Origin of the sequence: Pelomonas caseinilytica, assembly GCF_021353235.1 — a bacterium.
Classification (GTDB): Bacteria; Pseudomonadota; Gammaproteobacteria; order Burkholderiales; family Burkholderiaceae_C; genus Pelomonas; species Pelomonas caseinilytica.
Genome location: NZ_JAJTWT010000002.1, coordinates 54808 through 72762, shown reverse-complemented (window position 1 = coordinate 72762; position 17955 = coordinate 54808). Strand labels below are relative to the sequence as shown.

Genomic DNA, 17955 nt, shown 5'->3' with positions numbered 1-17955 from the left:
ATGTTCCCCTACGACCAGCCCGATGCGACCGGGCATTTCCGCCATGCCGGCACGCCGACGTACGGCGGCAGCTTCGTGTCCGAGACCCTTGTCCATGCGCTCGACCAGCTCAAGGACGCCTATGCCCACTACCGCGACGATCCCGAGTTCCTCGCCGAGTTCAAGAAGGAGCTGACGCACTTTGTCGGCCGGCCGAGCCCGATCTACCACGCCGAGCGCCTGAGCCGCGAACTGGGCGGCGCCCAGATCTACCTCAAGCGCGAGGACTTGAACCACACCGGCGCGCACAAGATCAACAACGTCATCGGCCAGGCCCTGCTCGCCAAGCGCATGGGCAAGCCGCGCGTCATCGCCGAGACCGGCGCCGGCCAGCACGGCGTGGCCACCGCCACCATCTGCGCCCGCTATGGCCTGGAGTGCGTCGTCTACATGGGCAGCGAGGACGTCAAGCGCCAGTCGCCCAACGTCTACCGCATGAAGCTGCTCGGCGCCACCGTCGTGCCGGTGGAAAGCGGCAGCAAGACGCTGAAGGACGCGCTGAACGAAGCCATGCGCGACTGGGTGACGAACGTCGAGAACACCTTCTACATCATCGGCACCGTCGCCGGCCCGCATCCCTACCCGATGATGGTGCGCGACTTCCAGCGCATCATCGGCCTGGAGTGCCTGCAGCAGATGCCCGAGCTGGCCGGCCGCCAGCCCGATGCCGTCGTCGCCTGCGTGGGCGGCGGCAGCAACGCCATCGGCATCTTCCATCCCTACATCCCGCACGAGGAGGTCCGCCTCATCGGCGTGGAGGCCGAAGGGCAGGGCATCGCCAGCGGCAAGCATGCGGCCACGCTCACCGCCGGCACCCCCGGCGTGCTGCACGGCAACCGCACCTACCTGCTGCAGGACGAGGACGGCCAGATCATCGAGACCCACTCCATCTCCGCCGGCCTGGACTACCCCGGCGTCGGTCCCGAGCATGCCCACCTGAAGGACATCGGCCGTGCCGAGTACGTCGGCGTCACCGACGCCGAGGCACTGGCGGCCTTCCACCGGCTGTGCCGCACGGAGGGCATCATCCCGGCGCTGGAGTCCAGCCACGCGGTCGCCCACGCTATCAAGCTCGCGCCAACGCTGCCGCCGGACAAGATCCTGCTCGTCAACCTCAGCGGGCGGGGCGACAAGGACATCGGCACGGTGGCCGACCTCTCCGGCGCCGCCTATTTCGACCGCCCGTCGCAAGCCGGCGAAAAGGTGAAGCAATGAGCCGCATCGCCACCACTTTCGAGGCCCTGAAGGCCGCCGGCCGCAAGGCGCTGATCCCCTTCGTCACCGCGGGCGACCCGCATCCGGCGGCCACCGTCGACCTGCTGCTGGCCATGGCCGAGGCGGGTGCCGACGTCATCGAGCTCGGCGTGCCGTTCTCCGACCCCATGGCCGACGGCCCCGTCATCCAGCGCGCCGGCGAGCGGGCGCTCAAGCAGGGCATCGGCCTGCGCAAGGTGCTCGGCTACGTGCGTGAGTTCCGCGCCCGCAACGACACCACGCCCCTGGTGCTGATGGGCTACGCCAACCCGGTGGAGCACTACGGCCTGGAGGCCTTCGTCAAGGATGCGAGCGAAGCCGGCGTGGACGGCGTGCTCATTGTCGACTACCCGCCCGAGGAGTGCGAGGAGTTCACCGCCCGGCTGCGTGCCGCGGGCATGGATGCCATCTTCCTGCTGGCACCCACGTCCACCGAGGCCCGGATGGAGCAGGTCGGCCGGCTTGCCAGCGGCTACGTCTACTACGTCTCGCTCAAGGGCGTGACGGGCGCGGGGCACCTGGACACCGGGGCCGTGGCGGCCATGGTGCCGCGCATCCGGCGCCACGTCAGCGTGCCGGTGGGCGTGGGTTTCGGCATCCGGGACGGCGCCACGGCGCGCGCGGTGGCCGAGGTGTCGGACGCCGTCGTCATCGGCTCGAAGCTGGTCGAATTGCTGGAGCGCCAGCCGCTGGATAATGTCGCCCTGACCGGCGCGGCCTTCATCCGAGAGATCCGCGCTGCACTCGACAAGAAGGACTGACCATGAGTTGGCTCGACAAACTGCTGCCGCCCAAGATCCAGCAAGGCGATCCGGCGGACCGCCGCACGGTGCCCGAGGGCCTGTGGATCAAGTGCCCGAGCTGCGAGACGGTGCTCTACAAGACCGACCTCGAGCAGAACATCAACGTCTGCCCCAAGTGCTCGCACCACCACCGCATCGGCGCGCGCGCCCGCCTGGACGCCTTCCTCGACCCCGAAGGCCGCTACGAGATCGGCCAGGAGGTGCTGCCGGTCGATGCGCTCAAGTTCAAGGACAGCAAGAAGTACCCCGACCGGCTGAAGGAAGCGCTGGAGTCCACGGGCGAGACGGATGCGCTCATCGTCATGGGCGGCGCCGTCATGAGCGTGCCGGTGGTGACCGCCTGCTTCGAGTTCGACTTCATGGGCGGCTCCATGGGCTCGGTCGTCGGTGAGCGCTTCGTGCGCGGCGTCGAGACCGCCATCGAGCAGAAGACGCCCTTCATCTGCTTCACCGCCACCGGCGGCGCGCGGATGCAGGAGGGCCTGCTGAGCCTGATGCAGATGGCCAAGACCAATGCTTCGCTGACCCGCCTGGCCAAGGCCAAGCTGCCCTACATCAGCGTCCTGACGGACCCGACCATGGGCGGCGTGTCGGCCAGCTTCGCCTTCGTCGGCGACATCGTGCTGGCCGAGCCCAAGGCGCTGATCGGCTTTGCCGGCCCGCGCGTCATCGAGAACACGGTGCGTGAGAAGCTGCCCGCCGGCTTCCAGCGGGCCGAATTCCTGATGGAGAAGGGCGCCATCGACATGATCGTCGACCGCCGGCAGCTGCGCGAGACCATTGCCCGCCAGTTGGCCATGCTGCAGCGCCAGAGCGCCGATGCGGTGGCCTGACCGCGCGTTTGCGACCTGCGAGCCAGGCCCCGTGCCTGGCTTTTGTTTTTGGACCTCGCCATGACGCTTGACGACTGGCTCGCCCACTGCGAGCGCCTGCACCCCAAGACCATCGACATGACGCTGGACCGCGTCAAGGCGGTGAAGGACAGGCTCGCCATCGCCTTCGACTGCCCGACCATCGTCGTCGCCGGCACCAACGGCAAGGGCTCGACCTGCGCCATGCTGGAGTCCATCGCCCTGCATGCCGGCTACCGCGTGGGCCTCTACATCAAGCCGCATCTCGTGCACTTCCAGGAGCGCTGCCGCGTGGGCGGCGCGCCGGTGGCCGCCGAGTCCCTGGAGCCGCACTTCGAGGCCGTCGAGGCCGCGCGCGGCGACGTCACGCTCACCTACTTCGAGTTCACCACCCTGGCCATCATGCGGCGCCTGCAGCACGAGGCGCTGGACCTGGTCATCCTCGAAGTCGGCCTGGGCGGCCGGCTGGATGCCGTCAACGTCATCGACGCCGATTGCGCCGTCATCACCAGCATCGACCTGGACCACACCGAATATCTCGGCCCAGATCGCGAGAGCGTGGGCCGCGAGAAGGCCGGCATCATGCGCACCGGCCACCCGGTGGTCGTGAGCGACCCCGTCCCGCCGGCCTCGCTGGCCGAGCGGGCGAAGGAGATCGACGCCGACCTGCGCCAGCTCGGGCGCGACTTCAGCTTCAGCGGCGACCGCACGCAGTGGCAGTGGGTCGGCCGCAGCAAGCGCTATTCGGGCCTGGCCTACCCGGCGCTTCGCGGCGTCAACCAGTTGCTGAACGCCGCGGGCGTGCTCGCGGCCTTCGAGGCCCTGGCCGACCGCCTGCCGATCAGCGCCCAGGCCGTGCGCACCGGCCTGGCGCTGGTGGAACTGCCCGGGCGCTTCCAGGTGCTGGCCGGCCAGCCCGCCGTCGTGCTCGACGTGGCCCACAACCCGCACGCCGTGGCGGCGCTGGCGCAGAACCTCGACCAGATGGGCTTCTTCCCGCGCACCCATGCCGTGTTCGGCGCCATGGCGGACAAGGACCTCGCCGGCATCCTCGGCCGCATCGCGCCCCTGGTGGACGTCTGGCATTTCACCGACCTGCCTCTGCCGCGGGCCGCGACGGCCAACGAATTGCAGGCGGCCTTCCTCGCCGCAGGCCTCAGGACGCCTCCCGACGTCGCGACCTACACCCATGCCACGCCGCTGGACGCCCTGCGCGCGGCGGCGGCCGGGGCGACCGCGGCCGATAGAATCCTGGTCTTCGGTTCCTTCCACACCGTGGGAGGCGTCTTGCAGCAGGGCATCCCGCGCGTGACCGCCGGGGCCACAGCGCCCGAGCCTCCCACCCTCCACTGAGCCAGCCGCCGCCGATGGGCCTGTTTTCCTTCCTCAAGCGCGATGACGCCGCCGCCGCGGCGGCGCCCAAGAAATCGGCCAAGTCCGGCGCCAAGGCCACGGCCGCCGACGACGTGCAGGTGCTGCGCGTGCGCGCCCGGCGTCGCTTGATCGGCGCGGCCGTGCTGGTGGCGGCCGGCGTCGTCGGCTTCCCGCTGATCTTCGAGACCCAGCCCCGGCCGATTCCGGTCGACCTGCCCATCGAGATCCCCCGCAAGGACACCGCGCCGCCCTTGGCCGTGCCCACGCGCGAACCGCTGTCGCAAGCGGAGCCCGTCACGGCGCCCCAGCCGGTGGCCAGCACGCCGGCACCGGTCGAGCGGGTCGCCGAGAAACCGGTCGAGAAGGCCGCCGACAAGGTGGCGGAGAAGGCCCCCGCGACCGACCGTCCCGTGACGGCGAGACCGGTGGACAAGCCGGCCGAGAAGCCTCCCGTGAAGGTGGCGGACAAGCCGGCCGACAAGACCGCCGACCGGGCCAGGCCCCACGCCAACGACGGCGCGCGCGCCCAAGCCCTGCTGGAGGGCAAGGAGACGCCCACCCCTGCGGCTGCGGGAGGCACGCGTTTCATCGTCCAGGTCGGCGCCTATGGCGAGAACAAGACGGCCCAGGACGTGCGCGTCAAGGTCGAAAAGCTGGGCCTCAAGACCTACGCCCAGGCGGTGGACACGGCCGATGGCCGACGGGTGCGCGTGCGGCTGGGGCCCTTTGCCAGCCGCGACGAGGCCGAGCGGGCCGCGGCCAAGCTCAAGGGCGCCGGCCTGCCCGGCGCCATCCTGACGCTGTGAGCCGGGTACCGTGGACGTCTCGCTGAGCTGGGTCGATCTCGCACTGGCGGTGCTGTTGCTGATCTCCGTCGGCATCGGCCTGTGGCGCGGCCTGGTGTTCGAGGTGATGTCCCTGGCGGGCTGGGTGGTGGCGTATTTCGCAGCCCCGCCGCTCGCGCCGGTGGTCGAGGGCATGCTGCCGGAGGGCAAGTTCGGTCCCGCCGTCGTCCACATCGTGGCGCTCGCCCTGGCCTTCGTCGCCGTGCTCATCGTCTGGAGCCTGGCCTCGCGCCTGGTCAAGGCGCTGATCCATGCCACGCCGCTGTCGCCGCTGGACCGCCTGGGCGGTGCCGGCTTCGGCGCGCTGCGCGGCATCTTCATCGCGCTGCTGCTGGTGCTCGTCATCGGCGCCTCGCCGCTGGCTGAGTCGGCGCCGTGGCGGGCCTCTCGGGCCGCACCGGTGCTGGCCAGCGTTTTGCACGACGTGGCGCCCCTGTTGCCCGAGCCCGTCGCCCGATTTGTTTCCCGCTCGATGACCCCATCTGAGGCGGCATCGACAGACTAAGGATTTCGCCATGTGTGGCATCGTCGGCACCCTTGCCGCTTCCCCCGTCAACCAGCTCATCTACGACGCCCTGCTGCTGCTGCAGCACCGCGGCCAGGATGCGGCCGGCATCGTCACCATGCAGGGCCAGAAGTGCTTCATGCACAAGGCGCGCGGCATGGTGCGCGACGTGTTCCGCACCCGCAACATGCGGGCCCTGCCGGGCAACATCGGCCTCGGCCAGGTGCGCTACCCCACGGCAGGCAACGCCTACAGCGAGGAAGAGGCTCAGCCCTTCTACGTGAACGCGCCGTTCGGCATCGTGCTGGTGCACAACGGCAACCTCACCAATGCGCACGCGCTGAAGGAGGAGCTCTTCGAGGTGGACCGCCGCCACATCAACACAGAGAGCGACACCGAGGTGCTGATCAACGTGCTGGCCCACGAGTTGGAGCTGGCCGCGCGCGACCTGCCGCTGACGCCCAAGGAGATCTTCTCGGCCGTGCGCGCCGTGCAGAAGCGCATCAAGGGCAGCTATGCGGTCGTGGCCCTCATCGCCGGCTGGGGGCTGCTGGCTTTCCGCGACCCCTTCGGCATCCGGCCGCTGTGCTTCGGCCGCAGCGCCAGCGGCGACTTCATGGTGGCCAGCGAAAGCGTGGCGCTGGAAGGCACCGGCCACCAGCTCGAGCGCGACGTGGCCCCCGGCGAGGCGCTCTTCGTGGACATGGACGGCAAGCTCCACACGGAGCAGTGCAACGACCAGCCCACGCTCAACCCCTGCATGTTCGAGTTCGTCTACCTGGCCCGGCCGGACTCGGTCATGGACGGCATCTCCGTCTACCAGGCCCGGCTCAACATGGGCGAGACCCTGGCCCAGCGCGTCATCTCGACCATGCCGCCGACGGACATCGACGTGGTCATCCCCATCCCCGAGAGCAGCCGCCCCTCGGCCATGCAACTGGCCCACCGCATCGGCAAGCCCTACCGCGAAGGCTTCGTGAAGAACCGCTACGTCGGCCGCACCTTCATCATGCCGGGGCAGGGTGCGCGCAAGAAGAGCGTTCGGCAGAAGCTCAACGCCATCGGCCTGGAGTTCAAGAACCGCAACGTACTGCTGGTGGACGACTCCATCGTCCGCGGCACCACCTCCAAGGAGATCGTGCAGATGGCCCGCGATGCCGGGGCCCGCAAGGTCTACCTCGCCTCGGCGGCGCCGCCGGTGCGCTTCCCCAACGTCTATGGCATCGACATGCCGACGCAGGAGGAACTGATCGCCCATGGCCGCTCCGTCGAAGAAATCCGTCAGTACATCGGGGCCGACGCGCTCATCTACCAGGACGTCGACGCCATGAAGCGCGTCGTGGCTGCCCTGAAGCCCGGCCTGGCCGGCTTCGAGGCCAGTTGCTTCGACGGCCACTACGTGACGGGCGACGTGAGCCTGGCCGACTTTGCCGCCATCCGCGAACAGCGCGTGTCCCAGGGCGACGAGGAAGACGGTGCCGCCCGCAGCCGCCTGGCCCTGCAAAGCGCGAGTGAGGGCTGAGGGATGAGCGATTCCATCCACCGCCCGCTGCCGGACGGCCTGCGCCCCGAGACCCTGGCGGTGCGCACGGCCCTGCCGCCCAGCCAGCACGGCGAGAACTCCGAGGCCCTGTTCCTGACGACGGCCTACGTCCAGCCCGATGCCGAGACCTCGGCGCGCAAGTTCTCCAACTCCGAGGACTTCACCTACTCGCGCACCAGCAACCCGACGGTGCGCAGCCTGGAGGCGCGCCTGGCCGCGCTGGAGGGCACCGAGGGCGCGATCGCCACGTCGACCGGCATGAGCGCCATCCTGCTGCTGGGCATGGGCGTGCTGAAGGCGGGGGACCATGTGGTGTGCTCGCGCTCGGTGTTCGGCTCCACGATCAACCTCTTCGCCAAGGAGTTCGGCAAGTTCGGTGTCGAGACCAGCTTTGTCTCCCAGACCGACCTGGCTGAATGGCGTGCCGCCCTGCGGCCGACGACCCGACTGCTGTTCGCAGAGACCCCGACCAATCCGCTGACCGAGGTCTGCGACATCGGCGCGCTGGCCGACATCGCCCACGCCGCGGGCGCCATCCTCGCCGTGGACAACACCTATGCCACCCCGGCGCTGCAGAGGCCGGCGGAGATGGGCGCCGACATCGTCATGCACTCGGCCACCAAGTACATGGACGGGCAGGGCCGGGTGATGGCGGGCGCCCTGTGCGGCCCCAACCGCCTCATCCGCGACGTCTTTGGCCCCATCCTTCGTACCGTGGGCATGACGCTGGCGCCCTTCAACGCCTGGGTGGTGCTCAAGGGCCTCGAGACGCTCTCGCTGCGCATGAAGGCCCAGAGCGAGCAGGCCCTGGCGGTGGCGCGGTGGCTGGAGGCGCGCCCGGAGGTCGCCCGCGTGTACTGCCCGTCGCTGCCCTCCCATCCGCAGCACGAACTGGCCATGCGCCAGCAGAGTGGGCAGGGCGGGGCGGTACTGTCGTTCGAGCTGAAGGCCGACTCGCCCGAAGCGGCCCGCCAGGCCGCCTTCCACGTCATCGACAGCACGCGCGTTGTCTCCATCGCCACCAATCTCGGCGATACCAAGACCATCATCACCCACCCCGCGACGACCTCGCACGGCCGCCTCACCGAGGCGCAGCGCCAGGCGGCCGGCATCGGCCAGGGCCTGATCCGGCTGGCCGTCGGCCTGGAGCATGTCGACGATATCTGCGACGACCTGCTCCGCGGCCTTTCCACCTTGAAGACCTGATGAGTTCCAACGCTTTCGACAAGGTCCGCACGCGCATCGCGCCGTCGCCGACCGGCTTTCTCCACCTTGGCACGGCCCGCACGGCCCTGTACTCCTGGGCTTATGCCCGCCATCACGGCGGCGAGTTCGTGCTGCGCATCGAGGACACCGACGTCGCCCGCTCGACCCAGGATTCGGTCGACCAGATCATTGCCGCCATGAACTGGCTGGGCCTGAGCTACGACGAAGGTCCCGTCTACCAGATGCAGCGACTGGATCGTTATCAGGCGGTGGTCGAGCAATTGATCGCCGAGGGCAAGGCCTACCGCTGCTACGCGACACCGCAGGAACTGGAGGCCATGCGCGAGGCCCAGCGTGCGCGTGGCGAGAAAACGCTCTACGACCGCCGCTGGCGTCCCGAGCCGGGCAGGCAACTGCCGGCGCCGCCCGAGGGCGTGAAGCCGGTGATCCGCTTTGCCAACCCCGTCGACGGCGAGGTAACCTGGGACGACCTCGTGAAGGGGCCGATCACCATCGCCAACAAGGAAATCGACGACCTCATCATCGTTCGCCAGGACGGCGTGCCGACCTACAACTTCGCCGTCGTCGTGGACGACTGGGACATGCGCATCAGCCACGTCTTCCGCGGCGACGAGCACGTCAACAACACGCCCTGGCAGATCAACATCTTCCGCGCCCTGGAGGCGCCGCTGCCGCGGTTCGGCCACCTGCCCATCATCCTGGGCGACGACGGCCTCAAGCTGTCCAAGCGCCGCGGCGCGGTCAGCGTGATGGACTACGCCGCCAACGGCTACCTGCCCGAAGGCATGCTGAACTACCTGGCCCGACTGGGCTGGAGCCATGGCGACGAGGAACTCTTCACCGCCGAACAGATGGTGGCGTGGTTCGACGGGTCCCACCTGTCCCGCAGCCCTGCCCAGTGGGACCCCGCCAAGCTCGACTGGGTCAATGGCCACTACGTCAAGCAGATCGACGAAGGCCGCCTAGCGGATCTGGTGGTCGCCCAACTGACGGGCAAGGGCATCAAGGTGGCCTCCGGCGAGGTCCTGCCCAAGCTCGGCCTGTTCAAGGACCGCTGCGCGACGGTGGCAGCCTTGGCCGACTGGCTGGCGATGTACTTCGCGCCGGCCGCGCCGTCCGCCGAAGACCTGGCGGCCCACGTCACCGAGGCGGTGCGCCCGGCCTTGGCGGCACTGGCCGAGCGCCTGTCTGCCTTGCCGGACTGGAACAAGGCCGCCATCCAGCAGGCGTTGAAGGAAACCCTGGCCGCAACGGGTCTCAAGATGCCGCAACTGGCCGTGCCTGTGCGCGTGCTGGTGTGCGGTCGTGCCCAAACGCCGAGTCTGGACGCGGTCCTCGAGCACTTCGACAAGAAAAAAGTGCTGGATCGCTTGCAAAGCGTCCGAAATTAGTCATATACTCTTGGTCTCGCTTGAACAGCGCTGCAAACGAAGCGATGAGTATGAAGGCCGGCAACGGTCCGGCGTACAAATCAAAACGGGAGCACACGGGGGTATAGCTCAGCTGGGAGAGCGCTTGCATGGCATGCAAGAGGTCAGCGGTTCGATCCCGCTTACCTCCACCAAAATACCCTGCCGGGTCTTTTGGGTGGCGCGCGGTTCAAGTTGCGAAGGTTTAGTCCCCTTCGTCTAGAGGCCTAGGACACCACCCTTTCACGGTGATTACAGGGGTTCGAATCCCCTAGGGGACGCCAAGTTTGATGAGCTTGGATATTGTCGAAAGACGGTATCGAATTCATCCCACGCGGAGTGGTAGTTCAGTTGGTTAGAATACCGGCCTGTCACGCCGGGGGTCGCGGGTTCGAGCCCCGTCCACTCCGCCAAGGATTCCTTCGGGTCCGCCCGATAAAGAACGGCCAATTTATTGGCCGTTTGCTTTTGTGAAACCGTTCAAACGGCGGGGGTATAGCTCAGCTGGGAGAGCGCTTGCATGGCATGCAAGAGGTCAGCGGTTCGATCCCGCTTACCTCCACCAAAATACCCGCTCATGGGTTCTTTTGAGTGGCACGCGGTTTGAATGTTTGAATTGAGTCCCCTTCGTCTAGAGGCCTAGGACACCACCCTTTCACGGTGATTACAGGGGTTCGAATCCCCTAGGGGACGCCAAACCTGTTTTGGTAATCCCGTCGCAAGACGGGCGAGTTTGATGGGCTTGGGTATTGTCGAGAGACGGTATCGATTCATCCCACGCGGAGTGGTAGTTCAGTTGGTTAGAATACCGGCCTGTCACGCCGGGGGTCGCGGGTTCGAGCCCCGTCCACTCCGCCAATAAATGACAATGCGCCGAATCCTCGCGGATTCGGCGCATTTTTCTTTTGGAGCCGCTCAGGAAACGCCGCGTACCGGCGCGGGGGCTGTACCGGCTTCATCGTTGCCGCCGGTGCCGTGAGCCTGCTGGCCCGAATTTGTGGGGCGCGGTTCGGCCGGCGTGGTGCGCGGCGCTTCGTTCGCGCTGCGCTTGCCGCTCACGACCAACCGCGCCAGCTTGACGACCTCGCTGGCCTCGGCAGGCAGTCCTCCGGCTATCAGGCCGAGTGCCAGGCACACGCTCATCCATCCCTTACGCGCTTGCAGCATCTTCTACTCCAGCCTCGCAAGACGGCAAGGCACGCGTTGCAGTGTTGGGCAGACGGCGCATCGAAACCAGCGTCGAGCGACGAATTGCGCTTTGCGAGGGATGAATTGCAGTTGGCACCCGACGGCGGGGCGGCCCCGAAATGCAATCGGGCCCGTGAAGGGCCCGATCATGCTGTTGAAACCTGGCGGAGAGGGCGTCCGTCAGGAAGTGAGGTTTTATGCGGTTTCCAGCGCTATCGAAGGGCGCTACCCACAAAATGACCCACAAGATCTTCAGGATTTCTACAAGGGCTCTGAGCAGGAAGCGCAGGTCGCAATGCGCGCCAAGGTCGGGCACAGCTTGCAGCCCGGCAATGCGGTGGTACAGCGGGCGGTCGTGCCGCTCTTCTTCCATCGCCGGGGCGCTGAGGTTCCACCATAGTTGCAGGCAGTGGATGCGCAACGTGGTCGCGATAGGACATGGCGGCGGCCCGCCAAGCGCCTGGTGTGCGCCGCGCGCATGCGGCTGCACAAGCGCCACCAGTTCCGCCCGCGGTACGACTTGGTTCCTCTCGTCGAGGAAGACTTCCTTGCGCGTCTTCCTGGGCAGCGGGTCAAGGCCGAGCGTGATCTGATCCGTGTCCTGCATCGTCCCCGACGCTCAGGCCACGCGCCAGTCGGACTGACAAGAAGGTTTTGCAGGCCATCCCTGGCGGACTTTTCGGCATGTCAGCCGATCCCTACCCGCGGAAGTGCAAGCCTGACGCGCGAATCCGCCTTGCCCGATGGTGCAGCCAAGTCACGGCGGCGACGCTCGAACACGCGCTCGGAGGGGCAGGGGGACCTACTCGCCAGCGCTGTAGGCGGGAGTCGATATGCGGGCAAGAGTTTTCAAGAATAACGAGACGAGTCGATGACAGGCATGCCCAGACGTGCTGTGGCCGCAGCGATCCAGGAGGCCGAGGGGGACCCGCAGCGCCTGCTGCGCTGGGGGATCGCCCTGGCTATGCCGCTGCTATTCGCGCTGGCACTGCCTGCTTCCGCGCCGACCGGGGCGCCGCTGCCCGACTTGACAACCCTGAGCCTGCTGGCCAACGCCGCCTTCGGCGTGCTGGGCCTGGCCATTTTCGTGATCGGCTGGCTGGGTGTTGGTGGCGAGCGCCCGCTTGGTGCCACGCTGCTGGCGTCCCTAGGCCTTCCGATGGGACTGCTCTCGCTGTGCGGGTTCGCGCTGCGCGGTGCACTTCCGACCGCCCTCCACGGAAATCCGGCTGTTTGGGCTGATTGGTACTGGTGGCTCGCCCATGCGGTCCTGCCGTTGGCGCTGGGCGGCGCCGTGCTCGTGCCGCGGCAGGCCGTCGCCACGCGCGCGTTGCGCAGACGCATGTTCCAGTCGTCCTGGGGTGCTGCCTTGGCGCTGGTCGCCGGGCTGGCATTGATGCCGACTGCGGCCGAGGACGTGCCGGTGGGCCCGCACGCCCAACCCTGGCTGATCATCATGCTGAACGTAGCGGCCTTCGCCCTATGTCTGGCTCGCCGCGGCCGGAGTGTCCAGGGACTGGCGTTGGTTGCGGCGGCCGGCCTGGCGACGCTTTCCGAGCTCTGCACTGTCTGCGCCCACCTGCAACTGGCCGGGCCGGTCTACGCGGTGCTGGCTCTGACGGTGGTGCTTCTGACCGTCCACCAGGGCAGCTTCGAGCGGCCCTGGCGAGCCCTCCTGCGCTCGCACCGCGAGGTCGTGGCGCGCAAGGCGGCCGTCCAGGCGGCACTCGGCTCGATGCCCGACGCGATGCTGGCCGTCGACCGCGAGCGGCGGGTGAGCGTCATCAACCCGGCCTGCTGCCGTCTTCTCGCCGTGGACGCCGCCACGATGCTGGGGGCCGATCCCGAACCGCTCATGCGGCCCGTCTGGGGCGAGCATGCCGATGCCCTGTTCAGGGACATCGATGCCGTCCTGGCGGGCCGCGAGCCCCCGGACGATGCCGAGCGCGTCGTCCGCGTCAGCGTCGGGGGCGGGGACGTGATGCTGGAGCACCGCCTCGCGCCCGCCGTCGACGCCAAGGGCGGCATCACGGGGGCCGTGCTGTTGCTGCGCGACGTCAGCGAGCACTGGGGCCTGCGCGAACGGCTGGAGGCTGCCGACGACCACGTCCGCACCTTGCTCGACTCCAGCCTGGACCCCGTGCTGCTGGTCAACCCGGCCGGCATCATCGTCGACCTCAACCCCGCGGTCGTCCGGCTGACCGGCCGTGACCGCGACAGCCTGCTGGGCCGCGACTCGGCCGAGGTGTTCGGCGACCCCGACGGGGTGCGCATCGCGCTGCGCTCGGCCCTGGCTTGCGGCAGCGTGCAGAGCGTCGCGCGGGAGCTGGCGCGCGCCGACGGCGAGCATGGCGAGGCGCTCTGCCACATCGCCCCCTGCAGCGACGCGCGCGGCGAGGTCAAGGGGGCTTTCGTCGTCATCCGCTCGACGGCGGCTGCCGATCCAGCGGCGGGGGCGGCCAGCTGCGATGCCCTCACGATGCTGCCCAACCGTCGGCTGTTCCGGGACCGGCTCGAGGAGGCCATCGCGCGCAGCCGCCGCTCCGGGCAGTCGGGGGCCGTGCTGTTCCTCGACCTCGACGACTTCAAGGACGTCAACGACGCCCTCGGCCACGGTGCCGGCGACGAGTTGCTGAAGGTCGTCGCCCGGCGCCTGTGCGCCTGCCTGCGAGGCTCCGACATCCTCGCCCGCATCGGTGGCGACGAGTTCGCCCTGCTGGCCGAGCACCTGGCCGATCCCGAGGACGCCCGCATGCTGGCCGAGCGCCTGTTGGCGGCCGTTCGCGAGCCGGTGCAGGTGGCTGGCGCCGAACTCGCCGTGACCTGCAGCGTGGGCGGCAGCGTCTTTCCCTTCGACCTGGGCGGCGCCGACGCCCTGCTGCGCAATGCCGACACGGCGATGTTCCGCGCCAAGGAGGCGGGCAAGAACAACAGCCAGTTCTTCTCCTACGACATGAGCCGGTCGGTGCGGCGGCGCGTCGAGATCCGTACCCATCTGCGCAACGCCATCAGGCACGACGAACTGAGCGTCGTCTACCAGCCGCGCATGGTGATGGAAGGCAACGAGTTGGCGGGCGCGGAGGCGCTGCTGCGCTGGAACAGTGCCGAGCTCGGCCCCGTGGGGCCGCAGGAGTTCATCCCGGTGGCGGAGGAGGCCGGCCTCATCGTGCCCATCGGCGAATGGGTGCTGCGCGAGGCCTGCGCGCAGGCGGTCCGCTGGCGCCTGGCCAGCCGGCGCGACGTGTCCGTCGCCGTCAACATCTCGGCCCGCCAGTTCCGCGACACCGACATCGTCAAGACGGTCATGGACGTGCTGGCCGAGACCGGCCTGCCTAGCCGGCTGCTGGAACTGGAGCTGACGGAGAGCGTGCTGATGTGCGACACCGCCCGCGCCGTCGACACCCTGCAGCGCCTGAATGCGATCGGCGTGCGGGTCGCGCTGGACGACTTCGGCACCGGCTATTCGTCGCTGAGCTACCTCAAGCGCTTCCCGCTGGACTGCCTCAAGGTCGACCGGTCCTTCGTGGCCGACATCACCGGCGAGGCCCATGACGAGGCGATCGTGCGTACCATCGTCGCGCTGGCCCACGGCCTGGGCATGCGGGTCGTGGCGGAGGGCGTCGAGACGGAGGAGCAGCTGGCGATGCTGCGGCGCCTGCACTGCGACGAGGTGCAGGGCTATCTGCTGGGGCGCCCGGCGCCACCCGAGCACCTCCTCGCGAGGCTGCAGGACGAGAATGCAGCGGACCATCGCCGTGAAAGGCAGGCATGGGACGCGCAGCCGAGCTGATGCAGGTCTTCGGTTCGCCGGTCTCGCGCAAGGCCGGCGCATGGCACGCCCGTCGTCAAGCGGGGCTGAGGGCGCTCGCCCTCGTCGTGCTGCTGCACGCCTGGCTGGCCCAGGCGCAGCAGCGCGTCTTCCAGTTCCTGCGCCAGGAGCAGGGCCTGGAGAACCTTTCCGTGGTCGCCCTGCTGCAGGACCGCCCCGGCAATCTCTGGATAGGCACCGAGAACGGCCTCTACAGCTTCGACGGCGCCCGGGTGCGCCGCTACGGCCGTGGCCAGGGCCTGGTCGAGCCGCGCATCTCCGCACTGCACCTCGACCAGTCGGGCCGGCTGTGGGTAGCCAGCGACACGCGGCTCTTCGTCCGCGAGGAGGACGAATTCGTCGAGGTGCGCGATGGCGGCGAACCCATCAGTGCGCAGCCGGGGCAGGCCCTGTCGTCGACGCGTGGCCGCCTCGTGGTGAACTCGCGGCGCGGCCTGTACTGGGTGCGCCGCGAGGCCGCGGGCTGGCGGGCCGAGCTGCTGTTCGACGCCGAGACGCGCCGGCAGCACCCCGAAGTGAGAGACGTGTCCAGCGTCGTCGCCGACCCCGGCGGCGACGTCTGGTTCGGCTGCGCGCGCAGCCTGTGCCGCTTCGGCACCGCCGGCCTGCACCGCTACGACCCTGCCGGGGAGGCGCTGTCCGAGCCGTTGACGAGCCTGCTGCTCACCTCGGACGGGCGGCTGTGGCTGCGCGCGAGGACGCGGCTGTGGCGGCTCGATCCGGGGGGCGAGGCGCTGCAGCCGATGGCCCTGCCCCCGGCTGCCGACGTTCCGGCGCCGTGGTCGCCGGCCTTGGTTGCCGACCGCCAGCAGCGCATCCTGATGCAATGGGGCAGCGGCCTGGCCCGCTGGGATGGCCGGCACTGGGAGCAGATCGCGGCGAGGCAGGGCCTGCAGACGGGTGGGGGCGTGACCGCGCTGCTGCAGGTGCGCGACGGTGGCGTCTGGCTCGGCACGGCCGGCGCGGGCCTGGCCCACTGGCTGGGCTACGAGCACTTGCGTCATTGGGGCCTGGCCGAAGGCCTGCCCAGCGACGACGTCTGGTCTTTCCTGCGCTCACGGGCCGGCGAGCTCTACATCGGCACGGCCGGCGGCCTGGCGACCGAACACGGCCCGCTGCGAGGCCTGCAGGCTCCGGCGCCGCTGCGCCGGGAGGTCGCCTCCAGCCTGGCCGAAGACGCTCGCGGGCGTCTGTGGGTCGGCTCCTTCAACGGCGCGCTGAGCCGTTACGACCCCATCACCGGCACGCTGACCCAACTGGCCAAGCTGCCGCGCATCACCCGGCTGGTGACCGACAGGCAGGGCCGGCTCTGGATCGTCACGCACGACGGCATCTACCTCATCGACGACCCCGCCCGCGACACGCCGTTGCACCGCATCGACCAGGGCCTGTATCCGCCGAAGACACAGGTGCCGAACGCCCATGACGCCTGCCTCGCGGACGACGGCCGGATCTGGATCAGCACCACGACGGGCTTGCTGCGGGGCGAGGACGGGCGCCTGGAGCGCCTGGAGGTTGTGGACACCACGGGACAGCCGCTGGGCGAGGAATGGCTGCGCGTCATCGCCTGCGGGCAGGGCCGGCTGTGGATGGGCGGAGACCACGGGCTGCTGGAGCTGCGCATCGACGGCGACTCGCGCACCTTGCGCGCGCAAAGCCTGGACGTGCCGCTGCTGCACGACAGGTCGGTCCTGTCGCTGCATCTGGACCGGCGGGGCTGGCTGTGGACAGGCACCGACTACGGCGTGGCGATCTGGAACATGAGCCGCTGGCGCTTCATCCGCCAGGATGCCGGCCTGCCCTGGAACGATTGCAACCAGGGCGCCGTGTACGAGGATCGCGATGGCTCGATGTGGCTGGGGACGAGCCGGGGCGCCGCGCGCTTCGACGATCTGGACACGCTCTTCGCCCCGCCGGAACTCAGCGTCCATGTTGGAGTGCAGGGGCGCAGGCTGGTCAGGCCGGACGTTCGCCGTGGCGGTGCCGACCTGACGCTGCCGTGGCAGATGCGCGCCCTGGTGCTGGACGCCGCCAGTCCGGCCTTCGAGCATCGCTCCGCGCTGCGGTTCGAGTACCGCATGCAGGGGCAGGACGAGGACTGGCGCAGCGGCATGGCCGGCGAGCTGGTCTACCCGTCGCTGCAGCCGGGCAGGTACCGGTTCGAGGTCCGCGTCCGCAACGCCGACCTGCAGGCCGAGTCGCCTCTGCAGTCCCTCGACATCGAGGTGCTGCCGCCCTGGTGGCGCACCGACTGGTTCTATGCCCTGTGCGCCACGGCGGCAGCGGCGCTGGCCTGGGCGGCCTACCGTTGGCGGCTGCACCGCGTCCTCGCGCGCCAGCGCGAACTCAGGCGGCTGGTGGCCGAGCGCACCCGCCAGATCGAGGCCTCGCATGCGCAGATGCGCGAGCTGGCCCTCAAGGACGGCCTGACCGGCGTGCTCAACCGGCGCGCCCTGGGCGACGCGCTGGCCGCCGAAATCGCGCGCGCCGGCCGCAGCGGCAAGCCCCTGGCCCTCGTCATCGTCGACGCCGACCGCTTCAAGCAGGTCAACGACCGCCATGGCCATCTGGCCGGCGACGCCGTCCTCATCGCGATCTCGCAGCGGCTGCAGGCCCCGACGCGGCCCTACGACGTGGTGGGCCGCTACGGCGGCGAGGAGTTCGTACTGCTGCTGCCCGACCTGGACGTGGACCAGCCCGAGGGCCGTGCCCGCATCGACAGCTTCCACCGCTCGATCAGCGCCAGCGCGGTGAAGCTGGACTCGGGCGAGGAACTGCGGGTGACCTGCAGCTTCGGGGTGGCCAGCCTGCAGCCCGACCGGCCCGAGAGTCCCAACGAACTGATTGCGCGTGCCGACGCGGCGCTCTATCGCGCCAAGGAGAACGGCCGCAACCGCGTCGAGTACGCGCCCGCGACGCCTGCCCCATGAACACGAGCCCATGGAAGGCCCAGGCGGCGCGGCCCGCCCGGCCGCGTTGCGGCGAGGGGACAAGACAGTCTTATTACAGGGACACGCTTCTTTCGGTCAGTAACATCGTTCGCAGTGTGCTCCACCGAAGGAGCGGTGCCGGCTGCGACGCGGGCCGG

13 protein-coding genes and 6 tRNA genes are annotated in these 17955 nt (G+C 69.1%); 17 read left to right on the top strand and 2 right to left on the bottom strand.

Translation table 11 applies throughout. The features are described 5' to 3' along the window. The 15 genes from trpB (at nt 1) to LXT12_RS04145 (ending at nt 10708) form a co-directional block, all read left to right on the top strand. Nucleotides 1-1254, top strand: coding sequence for a tryptophan synthase subunit beta (gene trpB / locus LXT12_RS04215; RefSeq protein WP_233389793.1), 1254 nt, complete (start codon nt 1-3; stop codon nt 1252-1254). Continuing rightward, on the top strand, nt 1251-2054 hold the full coding sequence (trpA, locus tag LXT12_RS04210; RefSeq protein ID WP_233389791.1) for a tryptophan synthase subunit alpha: 804 nt from the start codon (nt 1251-1253) through the stop codon (nt 2052-2054). The genes trpB and trpA overlap by 4 nt, the downstream gene beginning before the upstream one ends. 2 nt (nt 2055-2056) lie before the next feature. Further along, complete coding sequence (gene accD, locus LXT12_RS04205) at nt 2057-2929, top strand: acetyl-CoA carboxylase, carboxyltransferase subunit beta (RefSeq protein ID WP_233389788.1); 873 nt, start codon at nt 2057-2059, stop codon at nt 2927-2929. A 60-nt stretch (nt 2930-2989) separates the two neighbouring features. Beyond that, nucleotides 2990-4300, top strand: a complete 1311-nt coding sequence (gene folC, locus LXT12_RS04200; protein WP_233389786.1) for a bifunctional tetrahydrofolate synthase/dihydrofolate synthase — start codon at nt 2990-2992, stop codon at nt 4298-4300. Between the two features lie 14 nt (nt 4301-4314). After that, entirely contained in the window at nt 4315-5127 is an 813-nt protein-coding gene (locus LXT12_RS04195; RefSeq protein WP_233389784.1) for an SPOR domain-containing protein, read from the top strand. A gap of 10 nt (nt 5128-5137) precedes the next feature. Next, nucleotides 5138-5671 (top strand): CvpA family protein, encoded by a 534-nt coding sequence (locus tag LXT12_RS04190; protein ID WP_233389782.1) that lies wholly within the window; start codon nt 5138-5140, stop codon nt 5669-5671. Between the two features lie 10 nt (nt 5672-5681). Continuing rightward, nucleotides 5682-7193, top strand: a complete 1512-nt coding sequence (gene purF / locus LXT12_RS04185) for an amidophosphoribosyltransferase (protein WP_233389780.1) — start codon at nt 5682-5684, stop codon at nt 7191-7193. A 3-nt stretch (nt 7194-7196) separates the two neighbouring features. Continuing rightward, nucleotides 7197-8420, top strand: a complete 1224-nt coding sequence (locus tag LXT12_RS04180) for an O-succinylhomoserine sulfhydrylase (protein WP_233389778.1) — start codon at nt 7197-7199, stop codon at nt 8418-8420. After that, nucleotides 8420-9832, top strand: a complete 1413-nt coding sequence (gene gltX, locus LXT12_RS04175; protein WP_233389776.1) for a glutamate--tRNA ligase — start codon at nt 8420-8422, stop codon at nt 9830-9832. Before LXT12_RS04180 ends, gltX begins: the two co-directional genes overlap by 1 nt. 97 nt (nt 9833-9929) lie before the next feature. Beyond that, nucleotides 9930-10005: transfer RNA gene (locus LXT12_RS04170), tRNA-Ala, on the top strand. A 53-nt stretch (nt 10006-10058) separates the two neighbouring features. Beyond that, nucleotides 10059-10134, top strand: a tRNA-Glu gene (locus LXT12_RS04165). 52 nt (nt 10135-10186) lie between these two features. Next, a tRNA-Asp gene (locus LXT12_RS04160) sits at nt 10187-10263 on the top strand. 76 nt (nt 10264-10339) lie between these two features. Beyond that, a tRNA-Ala gene (locus LXT12_RS04155) sits at nt 10340-10415 on the top strand. 55 nt (nt 10416-10470) lie between these two features. Further along, nucleotides 10471-10546 (top strand) — tRNA-Glu (locus LXT12_RS04150). A gap of 85 nt (nt 10547-10631) precedes the next feature. Next, nucleotides 10632-10708, top strand: a tRNA-Asp gene (locus LXT12_RS04145). Nucleotides 10709-10765: 57 nt separating this feature from the next. Here the strand turns inward: LXT12_RS04145 and LXT12_RS04140 are convergent. Together LXT12_RS04140 and LXT12_RS04135 are read right to left on the bottom strand one after the other, a co-directional pair. Next, nucleotides 10766-11017 carry a hypothetical protein gene (locus tag LXT12_RS04140; protein WP_233389774.1) on the bottom strand — a complete coding sequence of 84 codons (252 nt, stop codon included), beginning with the start codon at nt 11015-11017 and terminating at the stop codon, nt 10766-10768. Beyond that, nucleotides 11001-11645, bottom strand: a complete 645-nt coding sequence (locus LXT12_RS04135; protein ID WP_233389772.1) for a transposase — start codon at nt 11643-11645, stop codon at nt 11001-11003. Before LXT12_RS04135 ends, LXT12_RS04140 begins: the two co-directional genes overlap by 17 nt. 273 nt (nt 11646-11918) lie before the next feature. On the opposite strand from LXT12_RS04135, the gene LXT12_RS04130 reads away from it, so the two are divergent. Beyond that, a complete protein-coding gene (locus LXT12_RS04130) occupies nt 11919-14828 on the top strand; it encodes an EAL domain-containing protein (RefSeq protein WP_233389771.1) in 2910 nt (969 codons plus the stop codon). Further along, on the top strand, nt 14807-17797 hold the full coding sequence (locus LXT12_RS04125) for a ligand-binding sensor domain-containing diguanylate cyclase (RefSeq protein WP_233389769.1): 2991 nt from the start codon (nt 14807-14809) through the stop codon (nt 17795-17797). Before LXT12_RS04130 ends, LXT12_RS04125 begins: the two co-directional genes overlap by 22 nt. Nucleotides 17798-17955: the final 158 nt, after the last annotated feature.

Bases quoted from the DNA above. Each gene is read 5' to 3' on its own strand.
- LXT12_RS04140 (WP_233389774.1), bottom strand. From the start codon at position 11,017: ATGCTGCAAGCGCGTAAGGGATGGATGAGCGTGTGCCTGGCACTCGGC.
- folC (WP_233389786.1), top strand. From the start codon at position 2,990: ATGACGCTTGACGACTGGCTCGCCCACTGCGAGCGCCTGCACCCCAAG.
- accD (WP_233389788.1), top strand. From the start codon at position 2,057: ATGAGTTGGCTCGACAAACTGCTGCCGCCCAAGATCCAGCAAGGCGAT.
- LXT12_RS04125 (WP_233389769.1), top strand. From the start codon at position 14,807: ATGGGACGCGCAGCCGAGCTGATGCAGGTCTTCGGTTCGCCGGTCTCG.
- trpA (WP_233389791.1), top strand. From the start codon at position 1,251: ATGAGCCGCATCGCCACCACTTTCGAGGCCCTGAAGGCCGCCGGCCGC.
- LXT12_RS04180 (WP_233389778.1), top strand. From the start codon at position 7,197: ATGAGCGATTCCATCCACCGCCCGCTGCCGGACGGCCTGCGCCCCGAG.
- gltX (WP_233389776.1), top strand. From the start codon at position 8,420: ATGAGTTCCAACGCTTTCGACAAGGTCCGCACGCGCATCGCGCCGTCG.
- purF (WP_233389780.1), top strand. From the start codon at position 5,682: ATGTGTGGCATCGTCGGCACCCTTGCCGCTTCCCCCGTCAACCAGCTC.
- LXT12_RS04195 (WP_233389784.1), top strand. From the start codon at position 4,315: ATGGGCCTGTTTTCCTTCCTCAAGCGCGATGACGCCGCCGCCGCGGCG.
- trpB (WP_233389793.1), top strand. From the start codon at position 1: ATGTTCCCCTACGACCAGCCCGATGCGACCGGGCATTTCCGCCATGCC.
- LXT12_RS04135 (WP_233389772.1), bottom strand. From the start codon at position 11,645: ATGCAGGACACGGATCAGATCACGCTCGGCCTTGACCCGCTGCCCAGG.
- LXT12_RS04130 (WP_233389771.1), top strand. From the start codon at position 11,919: ATGCCCAGACGTGCTGTGGCCGCAGCGATCCAGGAGGCCGAGGGGGAC.